General features: G+C 63.8%; 15 protein-coding genes and 2 tRNA genes. 8 read left to right on the top strand and 9 right to left on the bottom strand.

Annotated elements, in window-relative coordinates; all coding sequences use genetic code 11:
- Window positions 1-245: 245 nt before the first annotated feature.
- Window positions 246-869 carry a protein-L-isoaspartate(D-aspartate) O-methyltransferase gene (locus tag GC162_08415; GenBank protein ID MBI1368661.1) on the top strand — a complete coding sequence of 208 codons (624 nt, stop codon included), beginning with the start codon at window positions 246-248 and terminating at the stop codon, window positions 867-869.
- Between the two features lie 156 nt (window positions 870-1,025).
- Here the strand turns inward: GC162_08415 and GC162_08410 are convergent, their stop codons facing one another.
- The 4 genes from GC162_08410 to serC form a co-directional block, all read right to left on the bottom strand.
- Window positions 1,026-1,460: an acyl-CoA thioesterase gene (locus tag GC162_08410; protein ID MBI1368660.1), complete on the bottom strand. Its 435-nt coding sequence runs from the start codon at window positions 1,458-1,460 to the stop codon at window positions 1,026-1,028.
- 90 nt (window positions 1,461-1,550) lie between these two features.
- Entirely contained in the window at window positions 1,551-2,297 is a 747-nt protein-coding gene (locus GC162_08405; protein ID MBI1368659.1) for a hypothetical protein, read from the bottom strand.
- Window positions 2,298-2,932: 635 nt separating this feature from the next.
- A complete protein-coding gene (locus tag GC162_08400) occupies window positions 2,933-3,280 on the bottom strand; it encodes a DUF971 domain-containing protein (protein ID MBI1368658.1) in 348 nt (115 codons plus the stop codon).
- On the bottom strand, window positions 3,280-4,362 hold the full coding sequence (serC, locus tag GC162_08395) for a 3-phosphoserine/phosphohydroxythreonine transaminase (protein ID MBI1368657.1): 1,083 nt from the start codon (window positions 4,360-4,362) through the stop codon (window positions 3,280-3,282). The genes GC162_08400 and serC overlap by 1 nt, the downstream gene beginning before the upstream one ends.
- Before the next feature lie 201 nt (window positions 4,363-4,563).
- On the opposite strand from serC, the gene pyrF reads away from it, so the two are divergent.
- The 4 genes from pyrF to GC162_08375 all read left to right on the top strand — a co-directional run bounded on the left by pyrF (window position 4,564) and on the right by GC162_08375 (window position 8,646).
- On the top strand, window positions 4,564-5,454 hold the full coding sequence (gene pyrF / locus GC162_08390; protein ID MBI1368656.1) for an orotidine-5'-phosphate decarboxylase: 891 nt from the start codon (window positions 4,564-4,566) through the stop codon (window positions 5,452-5,454).
- Window positions 5,455-5,704: 250 nt separating this feature from the next.
- Window positions 5,705-6,052, top strand: a complete 348-nt coding sequence (locus GC162_08385) for a hypothetical protein (protein MBI1368655.1) — start codon at window positions 5,705-5,707, stop codon at window positions 6,050-6,052.
- On the top strand, window positions 6,033-7,619 hold the full coding sequence (locus GC162_08380; GenBank protein ID MBI1368654.1) for an extracellular solute-binding protein: 1,587 nt from the start codon (window positions 6,033-6,035) through the stop codon (window positions 7,617-7,619). The genes GC162_08385 and GC162_08380 overlap by 20 nt, the downstream gene beginning before the upstream one ends.
- Window positions 7,620-7,857: 238 nt before the next feature.
- Window positions 7,858-8,646 carry a hypothetical protein gene (locus GC162_08375; protein ID MBI1368653.1) on the top strand — a complete coding sequence of 263 codons (789 nt, stop codon included), beginning with the start codon at window positions 7,858-7,860 and terminating at the stop codon, window positions 8,644-8,646.
- Here the strand turns inward: GC162_08375 and GC162_08370 are convergent.
- The 4 genes from GC162_08370 to GC162_08355 form a co-directional block, all read right to left on the bottom strand.
- Window positions 8,552-9,799 carry an alpha/beta fold hydrolase gene (locus GC162_08370; GenBank protein ID MBI1368652.1) on the bottom strand — a complete coding sequence of 416 codons (1,248 nt, stop codon included), beginning with the start codon at window positions 9,797-9,799 and terminating at the stop codon, window positions 8,552-8,554. The two genes, GC162_08375 and GC162_08370, sit on opposite strands and share 95 nt — an antisense overlap.
- 24 nt (window positions 9,800-9,823) lie before the next feature.
- Window positions 9,824-10,183 (bottom strand): DUF3467 domain-containing protein, encoded by a 360-nt coding sequence (locus tag GC162_08365; protein ID MBI1368651.1) that lies wholly within the window; start codon window positions 10,181-10,183, stop codon window positions 9,824-9,826.
- 61 nt (window positions 10,184-10,244) lie between these two features.
- Window positions 10,245-12,458, bottom strand: a complete 2,214-nt coding sequence (locus GC162_08360) for a biotin/lipoyl-binding protein (GenBank protein ID MBI1368650.1) — start codon at window positions 12,456-12,458, stop codon at window positions 10,245-10,247.
- Between the two features lie 11 nt (window positions 12,459-12,469).
- Entirely contained in the window at window positions 12,470-14,395 is a 1,926-nt protein-coding gene (locus GC162_08355; GenBank protein ID MBI1368649.1) for a biotin/lipoyl-binding protein, read from the bottom strand.
- On the opposite strand from GC162_08355, the gene GC162_08350 reads away from it, so the two are divergent.
- Window positions 14,394-15,332: an efflux RND transporter periplasmic adaptor subunit gene (locus GC162_08350; protein ID MBI1368648.1), complete on the top strand. Its 939-nt coding sequence runs from the start codon at window positions 14,394-14,396 to the stop codon at window positions 15,330-15,332. The genes GC162_08355 and GC162_08350 overlap by 2 nt on opposite strands.
- 30 nt (window positions 15,333-15,362) lie before the next feature.
- On the opposite strand, the gene GC162_08345 is transcribed toward GC162_08350, so the two are convergent.
- Window positions 15,363-15,435, bottom strand: a tRNA-Phe gene (locus GC162_08345).
- Window positions 15,436-15,590: 155 nt separating this feature from the next.
- Here GC162_08345 and GC162_08340 point away from each other — a divergent pair.
- Together GC162_08340 and GC162_08335 are read left to right on the top strand one after the other, a co-directional pair.
- A tRNA-Arg gene (locus GC162_08340) sits at window positions 15,591-15,664 on the top strand.
- Between the two features lie 2 nt (window positions 15,665-15,666).
- On the top strand, window positions 15,667-17,115 hold the full coding sequence (locus GC162_08335; GenBank protein MBI1368647.1) for a hypothetical protein: 1,449 nt from the start codon (window positions 15,667-15,669) through the stop codon (window positions 17,113-17,115).
- The last annotated feature ends 4 nt before the right edge of the window (window positions 17,116-17,119 follow it).

Here is a 17,119-nt window from a genome sequence, read left to right as displayed (position 1 = left end):
CGAACGCCTCGACCACGAACGCGCGGAACACGAACGCCAGCACGAAGGCGATGACGATCGATTCGAGCGTCTCTCGAATCGAACCTTCAGGCACCATCGCCTGCGGTGCGGTGCGTACGGTTGGCTTCGCGTCGTCGGTCATGGGTCGGGCATTGTAGCTCAAACGGGCGCCGGCCGCGCGTTACAATGCGGCGATGGGGTCACTGCTGGTCGATGAATCCGAATACGGTCAGGCGGCTCAGTCCATGATCGATACGCAGCTCCGGGCCCGCGGGATCGTCAACGCCCGCGTGCTCGACGCCATGCGCACCGTGCCGCGCCATGTCTTTCTCGATCCGTCCCTGCATCGCCGCGCCTACGACGATGCGGCTCTCCCGACCACTGATGATCAAACCATCAGTCAGCCCTACATGGTCGCCGTCATGACCCAGACGCTCGGCGTCGATCCGACGCATCGCGTGCTCGAGATCGGCACCGGCTCGGGCTATCAGACGATGATCCTCGCCCGACTCGCCGCAGAGGTCTTTACAATCGAGCGCTACGCAAGTCTCGCCCACGGCGCGCGCGATCGGCTTGACAGCTTCGGCGTGACGAATGTGCATATCCACCTCGGCGACGGCACGCTGGGCTGGCCCGACCTGGCCCCGTTCGACCGCATTCTCGTCACCGCCGGCGCGCCCAAGCCCCCGCCCGCGCTCATCGATCAGCTCGCCGACCCCGGACGCATGGTCATCCCCCTCGGCGACCGCACCTACCAGACGCTCGTGACCCTCGAAAAACGCCGCGGCAAAGTCCATCAAACCGACGGCCTCGGCTGCCACTTCGTCCCCCTCGTCGGCGAACAGGGCTGGCCCGGGGATGAAGACTGATCGTCAAGCCGCGGCGGTCGAACGGATTTCCGCCTTTCATTGACCATTGACAAATGCCTGATGCCTAATGACCAATGCATTGGTCATCAGGCATTTGTCATTGGCCAAGTCGGAACATGCCCCACAGTCTCCGCCCTGTCTGCGTGTCACGGCGGTTCATCGCTTGAACTTCGCCGCGTCGAATGCGGCTCGCACTTCGGGCGGGATGCGCGTGGGGCGCAGCGTCTTGCGATCCAGATACGCCCACATGTTCAGTCCGTCGGCGATGAGCAGGCCGTCGGAGCGGCGGACGATGCGATGGCGTCGCTCCGCCGTCGCTTTGGCCATGTCGCTGGGCCACGTGTAACAGCTCAGCACGTCGCCGAGGTAAGCCGGGTGGTGGTAGTTGATTTCGTGACGCCGAACGACGAACATCCCGCCGACGCGTTCGTACGCCGGCGTGTCGAAGCCCAGCGCCACCGAGTGCCGCCACGCCGCCTCGTTCATCCACGACACGATGCAGACATTGGACGCATGTCCCTGCGGATCGATGTGCGACGCATCGACGTGAACCTCAAGGCAAAACGCATGGACCGGCGGCGGATCGATCATGGGGCCAGAATAGCAGATCGGCCCTCGGGTCCAAACATGAAAAAACCCCGGCGTTGGCCGGGGTTTTTGAATCCGAATCGCGTTGCGTGCTCAGGCCTTGCGGCGGCGGCCATTGATCAGACCCATCAGGGCCAGTCCGGCCGGCAGAGCGGCGGGGGTCGGGACGCCGATGACGGGCGGGGGCGGGGGAATCAGGTCGCCCTTGACGACGACGTTGTCGAACTTGCCGTACTCGTTGACCTGGGCGTCCATGAAGAAGGCGACCCAGATGACGCCCATGTCGCTGGGCAGATTGATCGTGGCGGAGTGGAACGTGTTGTTGTTGCCAAGCGTGCTGAACGTCCAGTTGGAGCTGAGCCACGAGCGGACGGCGTTGTTGTTGGTCGTGGTGTTGGAGCCGACCTTCAGGTCTTCGTAGAAGTCATTGGTCATCGTCGAGTCGAAATAGCTGGTGAGGTTGAGCTTGGTGTAGCCCACCTTCAGCAGGTCGGCGCTGGAGCTGCTGGTATTGAAGGTGCGCCAGTCGAAGGTGAGCGTGATGTTCTCGTAACCGGTTGTGTCAACCTTGAAGAGCATCGCGGCGCCGCCTTCGGTGCGTCCGGTCGGCGTGTTGTTGCCGCCGCCGCCGGTCTTCTGAACCGCCTGCGAGTCGGCGACGCTCGGCTGGCCCGTGTACTTGATGAAGCGGGCGCCGTACCAGGTCTGCTGCGCGCCTTCGGCCACCTTGGGCACGCCAAGGTTGACGATGTCGCCGTTGGGGCGCTGGTCCGGGAAAGAGGTGTACCCGTTGAAGTTTTCAGAAAAGAGCGTCGTGCTCGCGTGGGCGGTGACGCTCATGGCCACAACGGCTAGAGCAAAAAACAACGGACGCATAGACGTAGTGATAGACCGATAGCACATGGCTTTTTTCTCCCTTTCGTGGAGGTGGATGGTTGCGCTTTCCTTCTTAACTCACGGTCTGCGTTGGACCGACGGGGGAGGTAGAGCGAAAGCCGTGCCAAATCTTCGGCACGGCGCGCATAAATTCACAAGCCATTGAATTGGCTTGCTTTGCGAACACGCAAAATATCGCCCATCGACCGGGGCCAACGAATTTCGCCCCGGGCCATTCTGGTACAGAATAACCCGCATGGAACAATCCGCGGAGCCAAACTGGCTCCGGTATTGCCATGCCATCGCGCAACACGACGGGCCGTGAGGACACGCGCGACCACGGCGCGACCAATGGCCGCCGGATCAGACCGTGCCAAATCACAAGCCCCCGCATCGCGGGCGCATGAACCTGATGTCAACCTTTCCCAACGCAATCATCATGCCGTATGGACACGAATTTGAGATTGATTTGAAATGATGACAATAGAGCATCTTACATGTTAATTCGATAAAATGGATTGACTCAATCTGGCGCATGTCATCACGTCAGAGTGGTACAAAACGCCGCCGGGCGTCCGGATACCGCCAGTGCGGGGTCATCAGGAAATGTGATGATCGCGCAGATCCGGATCGATCGTGCGCAGGTAAGTCCAGGAATAGATGCCCGTGTCGTGCCCATCCGAGAACCGGATGCGGATCGCATAGTTGCCGACGAGTTCCGCATCGACCGCCGCCAGCGGGCCGGATTCCATGCCCCGGGCGATTTTGTCGGGCAGGACGGTCAGCGGGTTGCTCGCCTGCTGTTCACGGAGGACTTTCATCTCCGCCGAGGGGCTCATTTTCCGCAGGTACGCGATGGGATAAACGCTGACCGTGCCGTCGGTCCAGGTCACGGTCAGCGCTTTGGTTTTGTCCAGGTCCAGGTGTGTCGGACGCGGCGGGTTCATCAGCCGTTCTTGGTCGCGAAGTTGTCCATGAACTGCGCCAGGGCCTGGGCGCCTTCGATGGGCATGGCGTTGTAGATCGATGCGCGGCAGCCGCCGACGCTGCGGTGGCCCTTGAGGCCGTCCAGACCCGCCGCGGTGGCTTCCTTGCAGAACTTGCCTTCGAGTTCCTCGCTGGGCAGGCGCCAGACGACGTTCATCGTCGAGCGATACCGCTCATCGACCGGGCACTTGTAGTAGCCCGCGTGCTTGTTGATTGCGTCATAAAGAATCTTGCTGCGTTTGGTCGCCATGTCCTGCGCCCACGCCAGCCCGCCCTTGCCTTTGAGCCATTCGAGCACGAGCTGGATCATCCAGATCTGGAAGACCGGCGGGGTGTTGAGCATCGAATTGTTGCTCACATGCTCCGCGTAGTTCATGTAATTGGGCAGATTCCCCGGGCATTTGGCCAGCATGTCATCACGGATAATGACCAGCGCCACGCCGGCGGGCCCGATGTTTTTCTGCGCCCCCGCGTAGATCAGGCCGAACTTCTCGATCGGGATGGGCCGGCTCATGATGTCGCTGCTCATGTCCGAAACGAGCGGGACGTCGACGCTGGGGAAGTCCTTCCATTGGACGCCGCCGATGGTTTCGTTGCTCGTCAGATGCAGGTATTCGACGCCCGCCGACGCGCGGACGTTCTTCGGGTCCGGCAGGGTCATGTAGTTGCTGTCCTTGCCGTCGAAGATGGTGTTGACCTTGCCGATGAGCTTGGCGTCGGCGATGGCTTTCTTGGCCCAGGCGCCCGAGTGCGTGTAGTCCGCCGACTTCCCGCCGTGCAGGAGGTTCAGGGGGACCATGGCGAACTGGAACGTCGCGCCCGCCCCGAGGAACAGCACATGGTAATTGGCCGGCAGACTCAGCGTTTCGCGGACCAGCGCCAAGGCGCGATCATGCACCGCTTCAACCGTCTTGGAGCGGTGGCTCATCTCGATCAGACTCATCCCCGTACCGTTGAAATCGACGAACTGCGCCTTGGCGGCTTCGAGCACTTCAAGGGGCAGCGTGCAGGGACCGGCGGAGAAATTAAAGATGCGGCTCATGATCAAATTCCGTGTCATTTCTAAGGGAAATTCACCCGATCCCGCGCGGAACCGGGTCGAGCATGATAGCACGTTTGAGGGGGGCCTCAAGGTGAGGGCCAAACTCGAAACCCGAAACTTGAAACTCGAAAAGGAGGCGCGTGTCGGTCCTCCTTCGGGTTTCGGGTTTCGGATTTGGCGTTTCCCCGCTACCTTACCGGCATGGCGCATTTTGCGGATACATTGCTGGAGGCCGTCGCGCGCAAGGGAGCGCCGGTCTGTGTGGGGATCGATCCGGTCGTGGAACGTCTGCCGGGCAAAGCCGTCGATCCGGCGGACCCGGAGGCCTGCGTGGATGCGATCTTCGAGTTCGTCACGAAGGTGCTTCAGGCCGTCGCCGAGCTTGTCCCGGCGGTCAAGTTTCAGTCGGCGTGCTTTGAGCGCTTCGGACCCGACGGCGTGCAGGCGTACCACAGTCTCATCGCCGAGGCACGGTCGATGGACCTGCTCGTCGTCGGCGACGTGAAGCGCGGCGACATCGGGTCCACCGCCGAGCATTACGCCGCCGCGGCGCTGCTTGATCCGCCCGGCGACGATGACGCCGCCGCCCCCGATTCGATCACGATCAACAGCTACTTCGGGCGCGACGGCGTCGAACCCTTCGTCAACGTCGCCGCTCAACATGGCAAAGGCGTCTTTGCGCTGGTGCGCACGTCCAACCCCGGCGGCGACGCCATCCAGTCGCTCGTCCTCAAAGACGGACGCACCGTCGCCGAGGCCGTCGGCGCGTTGATCGCACAGTTCGGCGAAGCGCATGTGGGCGAAAGCGGATTCAGTCTGCTGGGCGCGGTCGTGGGCGCAACGAAGCCGGGCGATGCGGCGAAGCTGCGCTCGATCATGCCGCGTCAGATTTTCCTCGTGCCGGGTTTCGGCGCGCAGGGCGGGTCGGCCGACGACGTCCGCGCGTGTTTCAACAGCGATGGGCAAGGCGCCTTGATCACCGCCAGCCGCTCGATCACCTATGCGTTCCAGAAGGACGCCGCCGACTGGACGACGGCCGTGCGCGATGCGGCGATCGAGTTCCGCGATCAGGTCAATGCGATTCTCGCATGATCGCAATCCATACCGGCCGCACAATATGAAGCAATTTGGGCCGAATTAACGTGGTTTCATCGAACCCGTTTTCGCGGCGTTCGTACTAGTGGTGGACCGCAGCAGGGCATCCTTCACGGAGCCGCCCACATGAATCCTCCGTAATCCCCCTTCACAATCCATGACCGGTTTCATCAAGGGCGATGCGCGTCGCGGCGTGCGGCGACGGCCCCGGGTGAACACGTCGGATTTCATCGCAAGGAGCAACACCATGTTCCGCAAGCTGTCTCTTGTACCGATGGCGCTGGCTGCGCTGATGTGTTCGACACCCGTCTTTGTCTACGCCGATGACGCCCCGAAGGCGGACCAGCCGATCGAGCGCGCCGACTCGGACCACGCCATCGTCGCCGGCGGCGTGATCGTCAGCGTCGATGCCGGCAATCATTCGTTCGTCGTTCGCCTCGACAATGACAAGGATCTGCGCCTGAGCACCAACGAGCAGACCGTCTACACCGTCGACGGCAAGCCCGCGCTCGCCGCCGAAGTGCTCATGCCCGACGCCAAGGTCACCGTGACGTATCAGAGCGGGACGGCCCAGAATGTGGCGATCCATAAGTGATCGGCCCCGAACGTTGTGCTCGCACCCGGATGTGCGGGCGTACGGCCGGGGCGGGCTGATGCACACCGACCCGTTCCGGCTTTTCTTGCGACAGGAGCACGCCACGAAGTTGCGGCGTGCTCCTGTTGATTCTGATACGCTATTGAACATGAGCGAATGGACCCCGCGGCTGGTGATTCTCGGCCTCTTGGCGCTGATCCTCGGCGTCCCGCTGGTGCTTCATCCGACCAGCGCCGCCGTCGACCCCGAGGCGCTCAAGCTCGTCATCATCACGCCGCACAACGAACAGATCCGCTACGAAATCGAACGCGCTTTCGACAAGTGGCACCAGGCCAAGACCGGCAAGCGCGTCGTCATCGACTGGCGCGCCATCGGCGGGACAAGCGACATCGAACGCCAGTTGCTTTCCGAGTATGCCGCGCTCCTCGATCACGATCGCATGGACGACGGCGCCGGCTACGATCTGGTCTTCGGCGGGGGCGACTACTTCTTCAACTCCACACTCAAGCCCGGCGTCAAGCGCGACGGCAAGCCCCATACCGTGCTTTCGCCGATCAGCCCCGAGGACTTCGACGACGCCATGCTCGCGGAGGTGTATCCCGATCCGACGATCGCGGATGTGCGGCTCTATGACAAGGACCGCATGTGGTGGGGCGTGGTGCTCTCGAGCTTCGGCATCGCGTACAACAATGACCTGTTGAAGAACGCGGGGCTTGCGGAGCCGCAGACGTGGTCGGATCTGAACGACTTTCGATACTTCCGGCTGGTGGCGCTGGCGGACCCGTCGCACTCGGGGTCGATCCGCGTGACGTACGACGCGATCCTGCAGCGCTACGGTTGGGAGCGCGGCTGGCGCACGCTGCGTCGCGTCTGCGCCAATGCGCGCTACTTCGCCGCCAGCTCGTCCAAAGTCCCCGTCGATGTGTCCCAGGGCGAAGCGATGGCGGGGATGTGCATCGACTTTTACGGCCGGTACCAGGCGCAGGTCGTCGGCGCGGAGCGCATGGGCTACGTCGCCCCGGCGGATGCGACGGTGGTGACGCCCGATCCGGTGGCGGTGCTGCGCGGGGCGCCGCATCGCGAACTGGCCGTCGATTTCGTGCGCTTCCTGCTCAGTACGCAGGGCCAGCGCCTCTGGTGCTACCGCAGGGGCGAGCCCGACGGACCCGAGCAGTTTGAGCTGCGCCGTCCGCCCGTCCGCCGCGACATGTACACGCCCGACGAGATGGCGTCGATGACCGACAAGGTCAATCCGTATCTGATCGCCAAACCCAAACCCGAGGGCACGCCCAGCTATTTCATGGTGCTGCCGACGGTGCTGCACGCGATGGCGATGGATGTGCATGAGGATCTGCGCACGGCGTGGATGGCGATCTGCAGGGAGAAGGATGCCGCGCGGCGCGATTCGATGATCACGCTTTTCGACCGCCTGCCGTTCACGCAGGAGGAGCTGCTCGGCTCGCCCGCGCGATGGAAGAGCGACCCCGATGCGCAGACCAACGATCGCCTCGCCTGGACGCAGTTCTTCCGCGACAACTATCACGAAATCATCGGCATGGCGCGATGAGATCGATGTGTTGATCACGAGGTACCGCTCATCGCTCGATATTTCTCGCGGCCCTTCGTCTCTTGCCCGCGAGGCGACAAGAATATATTCGATGATGCTTGCAAGGTTTAATCGGTGCGTGCGTGTCGCTGGCTGATTCGTCGCGCCAACAAGCCCGCGGCTGACAACTTGTTCTGAAAAAGAGGGGTGACAGCATGCTGGCACTTCTGTATCATGCCCGTCAAGAAAAAAAGCGGCCATGTCAGACAAAACGGGCTGGGTCATTTTGATGATGCTGTTGGCTGGGCCGGCGGTCGGTCGGGCCGCATATGTCGCGCGCGTCAGTGAAGTGCTCACCCGCGCCGATGCGGGGCCCGGCGGAACGTACCCGGCGTACGTGGAAATCTTCGCGCCGCTCGCGCCGGCGGGATCGAAGTTCGACTTCGTCGTCCTCAACGCCAGCACCAACGGCAACTGGCTCGTCATGTCCGTCACGACGCTCACCGCCCGCGCCGGCGCCGATACGTACATCGTGCATGAAGGGACCTGGCCCGTCGCGTCGCCGCCGTCGGATGTGCGCTTTAGCCCATTGTCGGGTTCGCTGTTCCTGTCGGCGACCTTCAGCGCGGCCCGCGCGCTGGTCATTTATGATCACAGCACCGGACTTGTCGCGGGGAACGCCGGCGCCGTCGTCCTCGCGGTGACGGGCGTGCTTGATGCCGTGACCTATGTGACCAAAGGCACGCCGCAGATCACGCCGCGCGCATTCGCCGGCGAGACGCCGATGACCATCACCACGGGGCAGGCCCTTGTGCGCATGATCGACGGCTCCAACTACACCGATCAGTTTGCGATTCTTAATGCGGCCGATGCATTCGCCGAGGGCACGGGTTTGAATCCCGGGTTCGTCAACGAAGCATCGGGCGGGATGACCACTTCGGTGCCCGAACCGGTCAGCGCGCTTGGATGGTCGGTCCTTGCGGCGGGGTTGACGGGGCGTCGCTCGAAGCGGGCCTCATCAGCAATTCGACGAAACGCCCGAGTTTGACGAAGTACGCCGGGTCGGCGGACGAAAGATTCGTATGCGTCCCGCCCGGCACGATGCTTCCCGTGACGTTCGGTGCTTTGAGAAGTTCGCGTCCCTGACTCACGGGAATCAGTGTGTCCGCCGCTCCGTGCGCCACATGCACCGGCACATGCAGCTTCGCCACCGTGTCCACCGGCGCGAGCGTCCACAACGGCGCCTGACACAACGCCGAAGCCGTCGGCACCGCGGTGTAGAAGCAGTAGTAGTTGAACGGCCGCGGAATCTCCCCGGCGATGATCCACGCCATCTCCGTCAGCCGCGCATATCCCGAATCGAGGATCACGCCGATGCACTCCGGCGTCCGCTCCGCCGCGCGGACCGCCGCCGCTGCGCCCATCGAAAACCCGTAGAAAATGATGCGTTTCGCCGCCTGCGGATGCGTCTGGCGCAGCCAGTTCAACGCCGCCAGCACATCGTCGGTTTCGTGGTATCCGAAACTGGCGGTGTGCCCGCCGCTGTAGCCGTGCGCCCGCAGGTCGATGATCATGCTGTTGATCGGCTCGTCGGGCAGCAGGGCGGTGGCGAAGGGCATGAAGTTCTCCGCATGCGCGCCCAGTCCATGCGCGATGATGATCGTCGTGTCATGCCCGCGGTCGAAGTAGTAGCCGTGTATGCGGACATGATTCGTCGACGGCGTGACGAACTCGGTCGGGTGCAGGTCCGCCGCGTAGTCCGGCAGCGTGTAGCCGGTTTTGGGATGCACGGTTTCGATGATGCTCACCGCCAGCGGCAGCACGAGCATGACGATGATCGCCAGTCGCACCCCGCTGCGCAGCCCCGCCGGCCGCACGCGCGTCAGCAACTTCGTCAGCGCCCAATCGAGGCCTTCGAGCGTGGTGAAACAGCCGGTGTAGAACCACGCGGACCATAGCAGTTCGAGCGGCCGAATGAATCCGCCGAGCATGTGCACCGTTCCGATATGCGCACTGACCGCCAGCGCCGACCCGAAGGCGAGCGTGACCAGGAACACGCCCAACGACCGCCCCGTCCGCGTCACCGCCAGCCGAATGCACGGGGCCGTGAAGATCAGCCAGACGAGCCACGTGTCGGCATGACAAAACCACCACGTCAACGCGATCGCCATGAGCAGCAATGCGGAGCGTACGGTGGTCATGCGCGTTCCGGAATCGGAGTTTGATCAGCGGGCGGTGCTGGTCGAGCCGGCGGCGCCGAGGGTCATGCGCTTGCGGGGGTCGACTTCGATGGCGCCGTAGGTCTGTTCATAGCGCTGGACGGTCTGGCTCAGCGCGAGGGCGAGGCGTTTGGCGGCCCAGGGGCTCATGATGACGCGTTCGTCGATCTTCATCAGGCCCACGTTCTGCTGGCCGGAGGGGCGGAGGCCCTGCGAGAAGCTGACGATGATTTCCTCGGCGCTGCTGGTGACGTGCGCGAGGGAGGAGTAGTGCGTGGTGGCGCCGGCGTCGTCGACGCGGATCTGCACCTGTTGGTTTTCGGGGCTGGTGACGGTCTCGTGCGTCTCGGGGGTGTCCTTGGCCATGTTCAATCGCCTTTCACGGGGTTGCGGTAAGTGTGTGCCTTCTGACTGCGAATCGCGTTTCTTATAGCCACCAGTCCAGACTCAGGGCCTTTTTGACGTTGCGCCATTCCATGGCGCCGAGGGTGGTCTGTCCGATGACGATTTTGCTTCGTCCGATCATGCCGTCGTTGAGCGGGGCGTCGGGGGGGGCGTCGAGGGCGATCTTCGCCAGGACCGACGGGTCCGCGGGTCTGGTTTTATAGCGATCGACCTGCACGGTGTCCACTTCGCCGCCGGTGGCGCTGGAGAGTGCTTCGTGGGGCATCTCGCGGATGAACTGTCCGCCGAGTCGTTGGACGACGCCGTGATAGGTATGCGCCGCGGTGGCCCACATGCGGACCCGTGCCGGCTGACCGGAGCGGACGAGGGACGCATCGACCTGCGGGAGGACGACGACGAGTTCGCGCGGGCCCTGGCCGATGACGGTGCCGATCTGCACGCCGCGTTTGAGGTACGAGCCGAGCAGGCCCTCCATGCGCGTAAGCGTGTAGAGCCGCCCGTCGATCGGGGCGCGGACGGTCAGGTCGTCGATCTTCTTTTTCACATCGGCCAGATGTTCGTCGATGACGTCAAGTCGGGCGGCGATGGCGGTGATGTCCTCGACATGATTCGTCTGCCGCGCGATCTCCATCTCAAGCTGCGCCAGCTTGCGGTCCAGCTCCAGCGAATCGACCTGCTCCGCCAGCCCCTCGTCTTCGAGGCGAACAATCGGGTCGCCCGCTTTAAGCTGCATGTCCGCCCGGACGAACAGCTCGACGACGCGCCCGGGCTGCGGGGCGTAGACCGGCTGGCGTTCGGCGGCGAGGGCGACCGTGGCGTGCTCGACCGTCTCCTCCATCGGGATCATCGCGATCCCGGCGAACAGGAGCGCGACGACGCCCGCGATCGCCAGACTCAGCCCCAGCCGCCGCCACGTCTTGGCCTGATGCGTCCAGAGGAAGCGCACGCCCTGCACCGCCGGGAGAATGACCATCAGCGCGACCGCGATGAGTCCCAGTACGGAGCCGATCGCTTCGAGCCCGTACGGGTCGAGAATGTGATACACCAGCACGATGATGCCGAACGTGATCATCACGCGGTACGCGCCGGAAAGCGCCGCGTAGATCGGCATGAAGATCGGCTTGGCGGCGGCCTCCGGCGGGGGCGTCTCGTTCTCCATCTTCAGCAGGTACCGCTTCGCCAGATAGCTCACGAACTGCGTCGCCTTCGTCTTGAGATTGGGAATCTCAAGCCAGTCCATCATGAAGTAGTACCCGTCGTAGCGGAGCAGCGGATTGGCGTTGAAGACGAGCGTCGTGACCGAGGCGCTGATCATGATGTCCAGCGCGATGATGTTGGCGATGCCCGAATCGGTGGCGAGCCAGACCCAGACGGCGATCGACGCGAAGATGAACTCGATGAACACGCCCCCCGCGTTGATCCAGAGCCGATCCCGCCGGCGGGGCACCATCCATGCGTCCGACACGTCGATGTAGAACATCGGGATGAACACCATGAACAGCGCGCCAAGCTCGTGCACCTCCAGCCCGCGATGCTTGGCGGCGAGCCCGTGCCCGAACTCGTGAATGATCTTCACGGTGAAGAACACGCCGCTCATGATCAATAGATTCTGCCAACTCAAGAGCGGCATCGACGCCACGCCGACGTGCTCGATCTGAAGCACCGCGGCGATGGCGCTGATCGTCATGAACGCGCCGGCGAGACAGCACGTCCACTTGTTCATCAGCCACGACACATGCGCGTAAATCCAATCGAGCATCCGGTCCGGGTCCATCACCGGCAGCTTGATGAACAGGAAGTTGCTGATCGTGGCCCACATGCGGCTTCGGCGCAGCTTGTTGCGCGTCTCGCGAATCTGGGCGCCGTGCGTGAGCCCTTCGCCCAGCAGAAGCCCCGTGCTTTGAAGCATCTTGTAGAAGCTCAGCACATCGTCCGGCTCGGCGGGCGTGTCGGGGAAGCGGCGCGCGACCTGCTCGCTCAATTCCTTCGCGCTGGTCTTGCCGTCCAGATGCTTGAGCACGTAATGCTCAGCCGGTTGAAGGCGGAAATAGTTGAGCCCGACCGGGTCCTTGACGACATACACGGTCTTGCCCAGATAAAGCTGCGGGCTGATCTGAAGATCCGCGCGAGCCGCCGGCAGGGGCTGCGATCGGATCATCTCCATCTGCGAGGGCGACTCGTCCCGCTGAAAATGCGCCGCTTCAAGATCGGAGCGCCGGACGCGCTTGTTGGCCATCGCTCGCTCCCTTAGAAAAACAGCGTCATTTCAAGGAAGCGCCACACGCGTCGCCCGTAACGGTACATCAGATTCGACGTGCCCACATCCAGCTTCGCGCGCCCCGTCGGATTCGCCAGGACAAGCTGCGGGCTCATGCCCTTTAGCTCCATCGGCACGATGACTTTGAAGATGTGCTGTTTGCCCCGCTCGTCGGGTCCGCTCGTCGGCGCGAGCGCGGAGAGGTCTTTGATCGTCGCGTGCTGAATCAGGTCGGGCCAGGGGCGCGACAGGAACGACGCCTCGACCGGCGTGCCGTCGCGCAGGCGCTCTTCGATCAGCGCCAGGTCCTCCTCATGCACTTCCATCACCAGATCGAAATGGCTCAGGTCCGCCACGTGCAGAAGCGCATCGCCCGTCGCCACGCTCATGCCTTCGATCTGATGCGGGCGTTCGGTCAGGACGACGCCGTCGATGAGCGAGCGGACCTGCGTGAGGTCCTTTTCGCGTGTCAGGGACTTCTGGCGGATCAGGAGCTGCTCGATCTTCAGGCCGGAGCTGAGCACTTCGGGCACATCGTTTTTCGCGCGGGCGGTCTGAAGCTTGACGCGCTCGGCGTCGATGGCCTTCGTCACCTCCGTCAGCTTCAGGTTCACCTCCGTAGCGTCCAGTTCGACGAGCACATCGCCGGCGTGGACGGGCTGACCGGTTTTGACAAGGACGTTTTTGACCTGACCTTCCTGCGGGGCGGAGAGGACCATGAGGTGCGCCGGTTCGAGCCGCGCGTCGGCGCGGACATAAAGCGCGACCTGCATGAAGACGGTCAGGTAGATGACCAGCGCGACGCCGGCGACGATGCCCGCGGCGATCATGGCGGAACTGACGGGTTTGTCGCGGATTTTGGCGAGCAATGTGCCGACGCGGCGGAGCGGGCGGTAGTACGTGGTGATCGACCGATCGAGGATCGCCCCGGCGTGCTGGCAGAGCGACTGCTGCGTGGACCCGTGACGCGCGGCTTCGTCGGCGGTCGCGTACTCGGCGAGCATCACGCCCACGATGCGATCCTCGCAACGAATCAGCGTCAGACACACCGCCTCCGCCGCCCCAAGCCCGAAGAGGTCATCGAGCAGCGGAGCCAGTGACTGATCGTCATCATCGAGCTGTTCGCCCTTGCGGAAGGTCATCGGGACCTGCCGGTGCCGGGCGGTGTCGGCGAGCATCTCCGCGGCGCGGACGAGCACGGCCTTTCGGTTGAGCTCGATCACATCGCTGAACGCCACTTCGCTTTTGTTGCACCAGTATCCGACGACGGCGACGCGCTGCGATTCAAGCACCGGCCGCGCGGCGTTGGCCAGTTCATGCACCTGATCGTGCGGCTTGTCGAGGCAGACCATCTGCTGCACGACGGCGAGCATGGCGGCCTGCGAGGCGGATTCCTCGGCGAGGACCTGCGTCTGCCGCCGGCCCAGGTACATGCCCGCGGCGCGAGCGCCCTGCTGAGTGAAGGCGACGTACTGGCGATAGCTTTTGGGATCGACCTCGGCGGTGTAGATGATCTGCACGATGCCCATGACGCGACCGGCCGCATCCATCGGCACATAGAACTGCGTCGTCGGCGCCAGCTCCGTTCCGGCGAATTCGCGCTGGTCGGGGGCGGCGATGATCGGCTTGTTCTGCCGGGCCGCCTCCGTCACCGCCGCGATGACCGGATCGAGCAGCCCGCCGTCCTGCGCGAACGCCAGAGCCGAACCCTGACCCGCGCGGGCGGTGGGCATGTAGGCGTCGTGCCGCTTGTCGTGCATCCATGCGACGGCGCCTTCGGCGCTCGTCGCGCGGCACATCGCCGCCAGCATCCCGCCGAGCACTTTGGACGGCTGTTCCTCGCTGGCGGCCAGCGTCTCAAACTCGTGCAGGGCCGCCTGCACCAGCCGTTGGATTTGATTCACCGCCTGGCTCATGAAAGACTATACTCGCAGATGGACCGCAAACTCCCCATTAGGAGCGCTTCGGATGCCCATGTCAAACATTGTACCGGCCTCCGCTTCCCAGACACGGACCGGCCTGGCGATTCTCTTAGTGGTATCGGTCGGCTGGGTCGGCGCCTTGTACGCCCAGAGTGCGACCGATAAGCGCGAAACGACCCTCCGGCCCGACGATGAGCGGCTCCGGGGGCTGGTCATGCCCGCCAAGCAGGTGTCCCTCAACGCCCCCATGGACGGCATCCTTTCGGAAATCACCGTCGAGGAAGGCGACCACGTCAAGGCCGGCCAGCCCGTCGCCCGCATGGACGACGCCATCCAGAAAGTCGTCGTCCTCGGCGCCCGCCTCCGCTCCGAGGACGATTCGGAAATCCGCCGCCAGACCCTTTTGCTCGCCGAGAACAACATCCAGCTTGACCGGATGAAGGACCTTGCCAAAAGCGGGTCGGCCCAGGAATGGGAAGTCCGCCGCTCGCAGCTTCAGGTCGATGCGACGCAGGCGGCCCTCGACGCGGCGACGATGCAGAAGCGGCTCGCCGAGGAGAACGTCAAGCTCGAACAGACCCGGCTCTCGCGCTACGCCTTGACCGCGCCGTTCGATGCGCTGGTCATCCGCAAGCACGTCGAAGCGGGGGCGTCGGTGACCAATCGCGACACCGTGCTGACGATGGTGGATTTGTCCTCGCTGGAGGCGCAGATGTTTTTGCCGGTGGAGATCTTCGGCAAGCTCGAGCGCGGCCGGGCGTACAAGCTGCTGGCCGAAGCGCCGGTGGGCAAGACGCTCACCGGCAAGCTCAAGACCGTCGAACCCGTCATCGACTCGGCGAGCCAGACGTTCCGCTGCGTGTTCACCATCGACAACGCCGACGAACAGCTCCCGGCGGGTTTCACGGTGCGCCTGATCTGGCCCCAATGATAAAACCGCGGCGCGGGCCGCGGTTTGCAATGGCCAGGGGCGGACTTGAACCGCCGACACCCGCATTTTCAGTGCGGTGCTCTACCAACTGAGCTACCTGGCCGTCAGTCAGCGAGGGGTATCATTGGACGCTGGGGCCGGTTTGTCAAGCGTTTGCCGTTCCCCCCGTTTAACGAGCCCGCTCGCGGCGTGCTTCTTCATCCAAGCTGTCCGCATCGCATCGACGATCGTATGATGGACCACATTCCAAGTCCCGCTGCCCCCGTAGCTCAGCTGGATAGAGCAGCCGCCTTCTAAGCGGCAGGTCGCAGGTTCGAGTCCTGCCGGGGGTGTTATGACCCACTACTCCATCCCAATCAATCGGCAGTCCCGCTCCGTCCGATGGAGCGGGGCGGTGATCGTGTGCCATGTCGCGTTCCTGATGTTTGCGGGCGCCGGGCGGGCGGACGAGGCGCCGCCGGCGGACGACCCGGCGGTGATGGCGACGCTCCAGGCGCTGGGCGACCACAGCTCCGCTTTGCTCGATCCCGTCACCGTCGTCCTGCCCCCGGGCTTCGAGCAGACGCCCGACTACAAGGTTTTCGTCGATCACTACATGGACAAACGCGGCCCGGGCCAGCGCGATTACTGCAACAAGATGGTCTACGCCCCCGAGCGCCGCACCGCCCTCTACGCCGGCGGGAATCATCAGGTTCCACATCGCATGAACGACGTCTGGGAATACCACCTCGGCGCCAATACATGGCGGCTGCTTTACGAACCCGACGGCGGCAACGCGGGCGACCACAAGGCGGCTTACTTTCTGACTTCGCGCAATCTTGTTCGCAATCCCGACGAGCCGCTGACCGACAAGCAGCGCGGCGAGATCGAAGCGTATCGGAAATGGTGGAGCGAGAATGTCACGCTCAGCGACGGCCAACTCGCCACGCGCCGCGGCGGGCCGATCATGCCGATTCATACATGGGACGGCTTCTGCTACGACCCGATCGCCAAGCGGATGGTCTGGGCCATGGGCGCGGACCCGGCGGCGCAGCCCGCCACGCAGGCGTATTTCACGCATCAAACCATCGACCATGTGCAGGCGCAGCTCGATCCGCGCTACACGCCGCTCTGGTCCTTCGATCCGGTTCAGCGCCGATGGCTTCATCAACGGATGGCGGCGGCCGACGAGCCCCGGCCGGACCTGCGCGGCATGGGCGGATCGCTGACTTATCTGCCGGATCAACAGCGCTGCGTCTGGTACGTCGCCGCTCAGAACGTCAGCCCGCACGATCATGCGATGTGGCTTTTGGACATGACGACGAATCGCTGGACGCAGATGCATCCCAACGGCGGGCGCTCGATCGAGGACCTGGCGTTCGCCGACCACCTCGCCCCGCGGTCGGAGCAGCAGATGGCCTACGACCCCAAGCGCCGCCGGCTTGTCGCGGTTATTGAGCATGACACGTTCATGTACGACTTCGCCGCCGACGCATGGTCGAAAGTCAGCACGGACGAGCGCATCTTCGGCCACGATGCGCACTCGATCTTCGCCTACGACCCGGTCGGCGATGTGTTTCTGCTGGCGTTCGCGCCGGATGGGCAAGGCAAAGAATTAAAGCTCGCAGCCCTCGACGCCGCGACGCTCCAATGGGAGCTGATCGAGCCGAACGGCCCGGCGATTCCGGCGGGTCAATACGGCGGGCACATGGGCTACTTCGATCCCCGGCTCGATGCCTTCGTCGTACACAGCCGCTCCTCGGATCGCGTTTGGGTCTATCGACACAAGCGTTCCGCACCGTGATCCG

The sequence above is a fragment of the Planctomycetota bacterium genome, from assembly GCA_016125255.1.
In the GTDB taxonomy this organism is placed as follows: domain Bacteria; phylum Planctomycetota; class Phycisphaerae; order Phycisphaerales; family Zrk34; genus RI-421.
The sequence above is the reverse complement of the archived record's forward strand: the minus strand, read 5'-3'. Positions and strand labels throughout refer to the sequence as shown.

What these genes read in the sequence shown, in the direction of transcription:
- GC162_08415 (MBI1368661.1), top strand. Translation starts at nt 246, where the DNA reads ATGATCGATACGCAGCTCCGGGCCCGCGGGATCGTCAACGCCCGCGTG.
- GC162_08410 (MBI1368660.1), bottom strand. Translation starts at nt 1,460, where the DNA reads ATGATCGATCCGCCGCCGGTCCATGCGTTTTGCCTTGAGGTTCACGTC.
- GC162_08405 (MBI1368659.1), bottom strand. Translation starts at nt 2,297, where the DNA reads ATGAGCGTCACCGCCCACGCGAGCACGACGCTCTTTTCTGAAAACTTC.
- GC162_08400 (MBI1368658.1), bottom strand. Translation starts at nt 3,280, where the DNA reads ATGAACCCGCCGCGTCCGACACACCTGGACCTGGACAAAACCAAAGCG.
- serC (MBI1368657.1), bottom strand. Translation starts at nt 4,362, where the DNA reads ATGAGCCGCATCTTTAATTTCTCCGCCGGTCCCTGCACGCTGCCCCTT.
- pyrF (MBI1368656.1), top strand. Translation starts at nt 4,564, where the DNA reads ATGGCGCATTTTGCGGATACATTGCTGGAGGCCGTCGCGCGCAAGGGA.
- GC162_08385 (MBI1368655.1), top strand. Translation starts at nt 5,705, where the DNA reads ATGTTCCGCAAGCTGTCTCTTGTACCGATGGCGCTGGCTGCGCTGATG.
- GC162_08380 (MBI1368654.1), top strand. Translation starts at nt 6,033, where the DNA reads ATGTGGCGATCCATAAGTGATCGGCCCCGAACGTTGTGCTCGCACCCG.
- GC162_08375 (MBI1368653.1), top strand. Translation starts at nt 7,858, where the DNA reads ATGTCAGACAAAACGGGCTGGGTCATTTTGATGATGCTGTTGGCTGGG.
- GC162_08370 (MBI1368652.1), bottom strand. Translation starts at nt 9,799, where the DNA reads ATGACCACCGTACGCTCCGCATTGCTGCTCATGGCGATCGCGTTGACG.
- GC162_08365 (MBI1368651.1), bottom strand. Translation starts at nt 10,183, where the DNA reads ATGGCCAAGGACACCCCCGAGACGCACGAGACCGTCACCAGCCCCGAA.
- GC162_08360 (MBI1368650.1), bottom strand. Translation starts at nt 12,458, where the DNA reads ATGGCCAACAAGCGCGTCCGGCGCTCCGATCTTGAAGCGGCGCATTTT.
- GC162_08350 (MBI1368648.1), top strand. Translation starts at nt 14,394, where the DNA reads ATGAAAGACTATACTCGCAGATGGACCGCAAACTCCCCATTAGGAGCG.
- GC162_08355 (MBI1368649.1), bottom strand. Translation starts at nt 14,395, where the DNA reads ATGAGCCAGGCGGTGAATCAAATCCAACGGCTGGTGCAGGCGGCCCTG.
- GC162_08335 (MBI1368647.1), top strand. Translation starts at nt 15,667, where the DNA reads ATGACCCACTACTCCATCCCAATCAATCGGCAGTCCCGCTCCGTCCGA.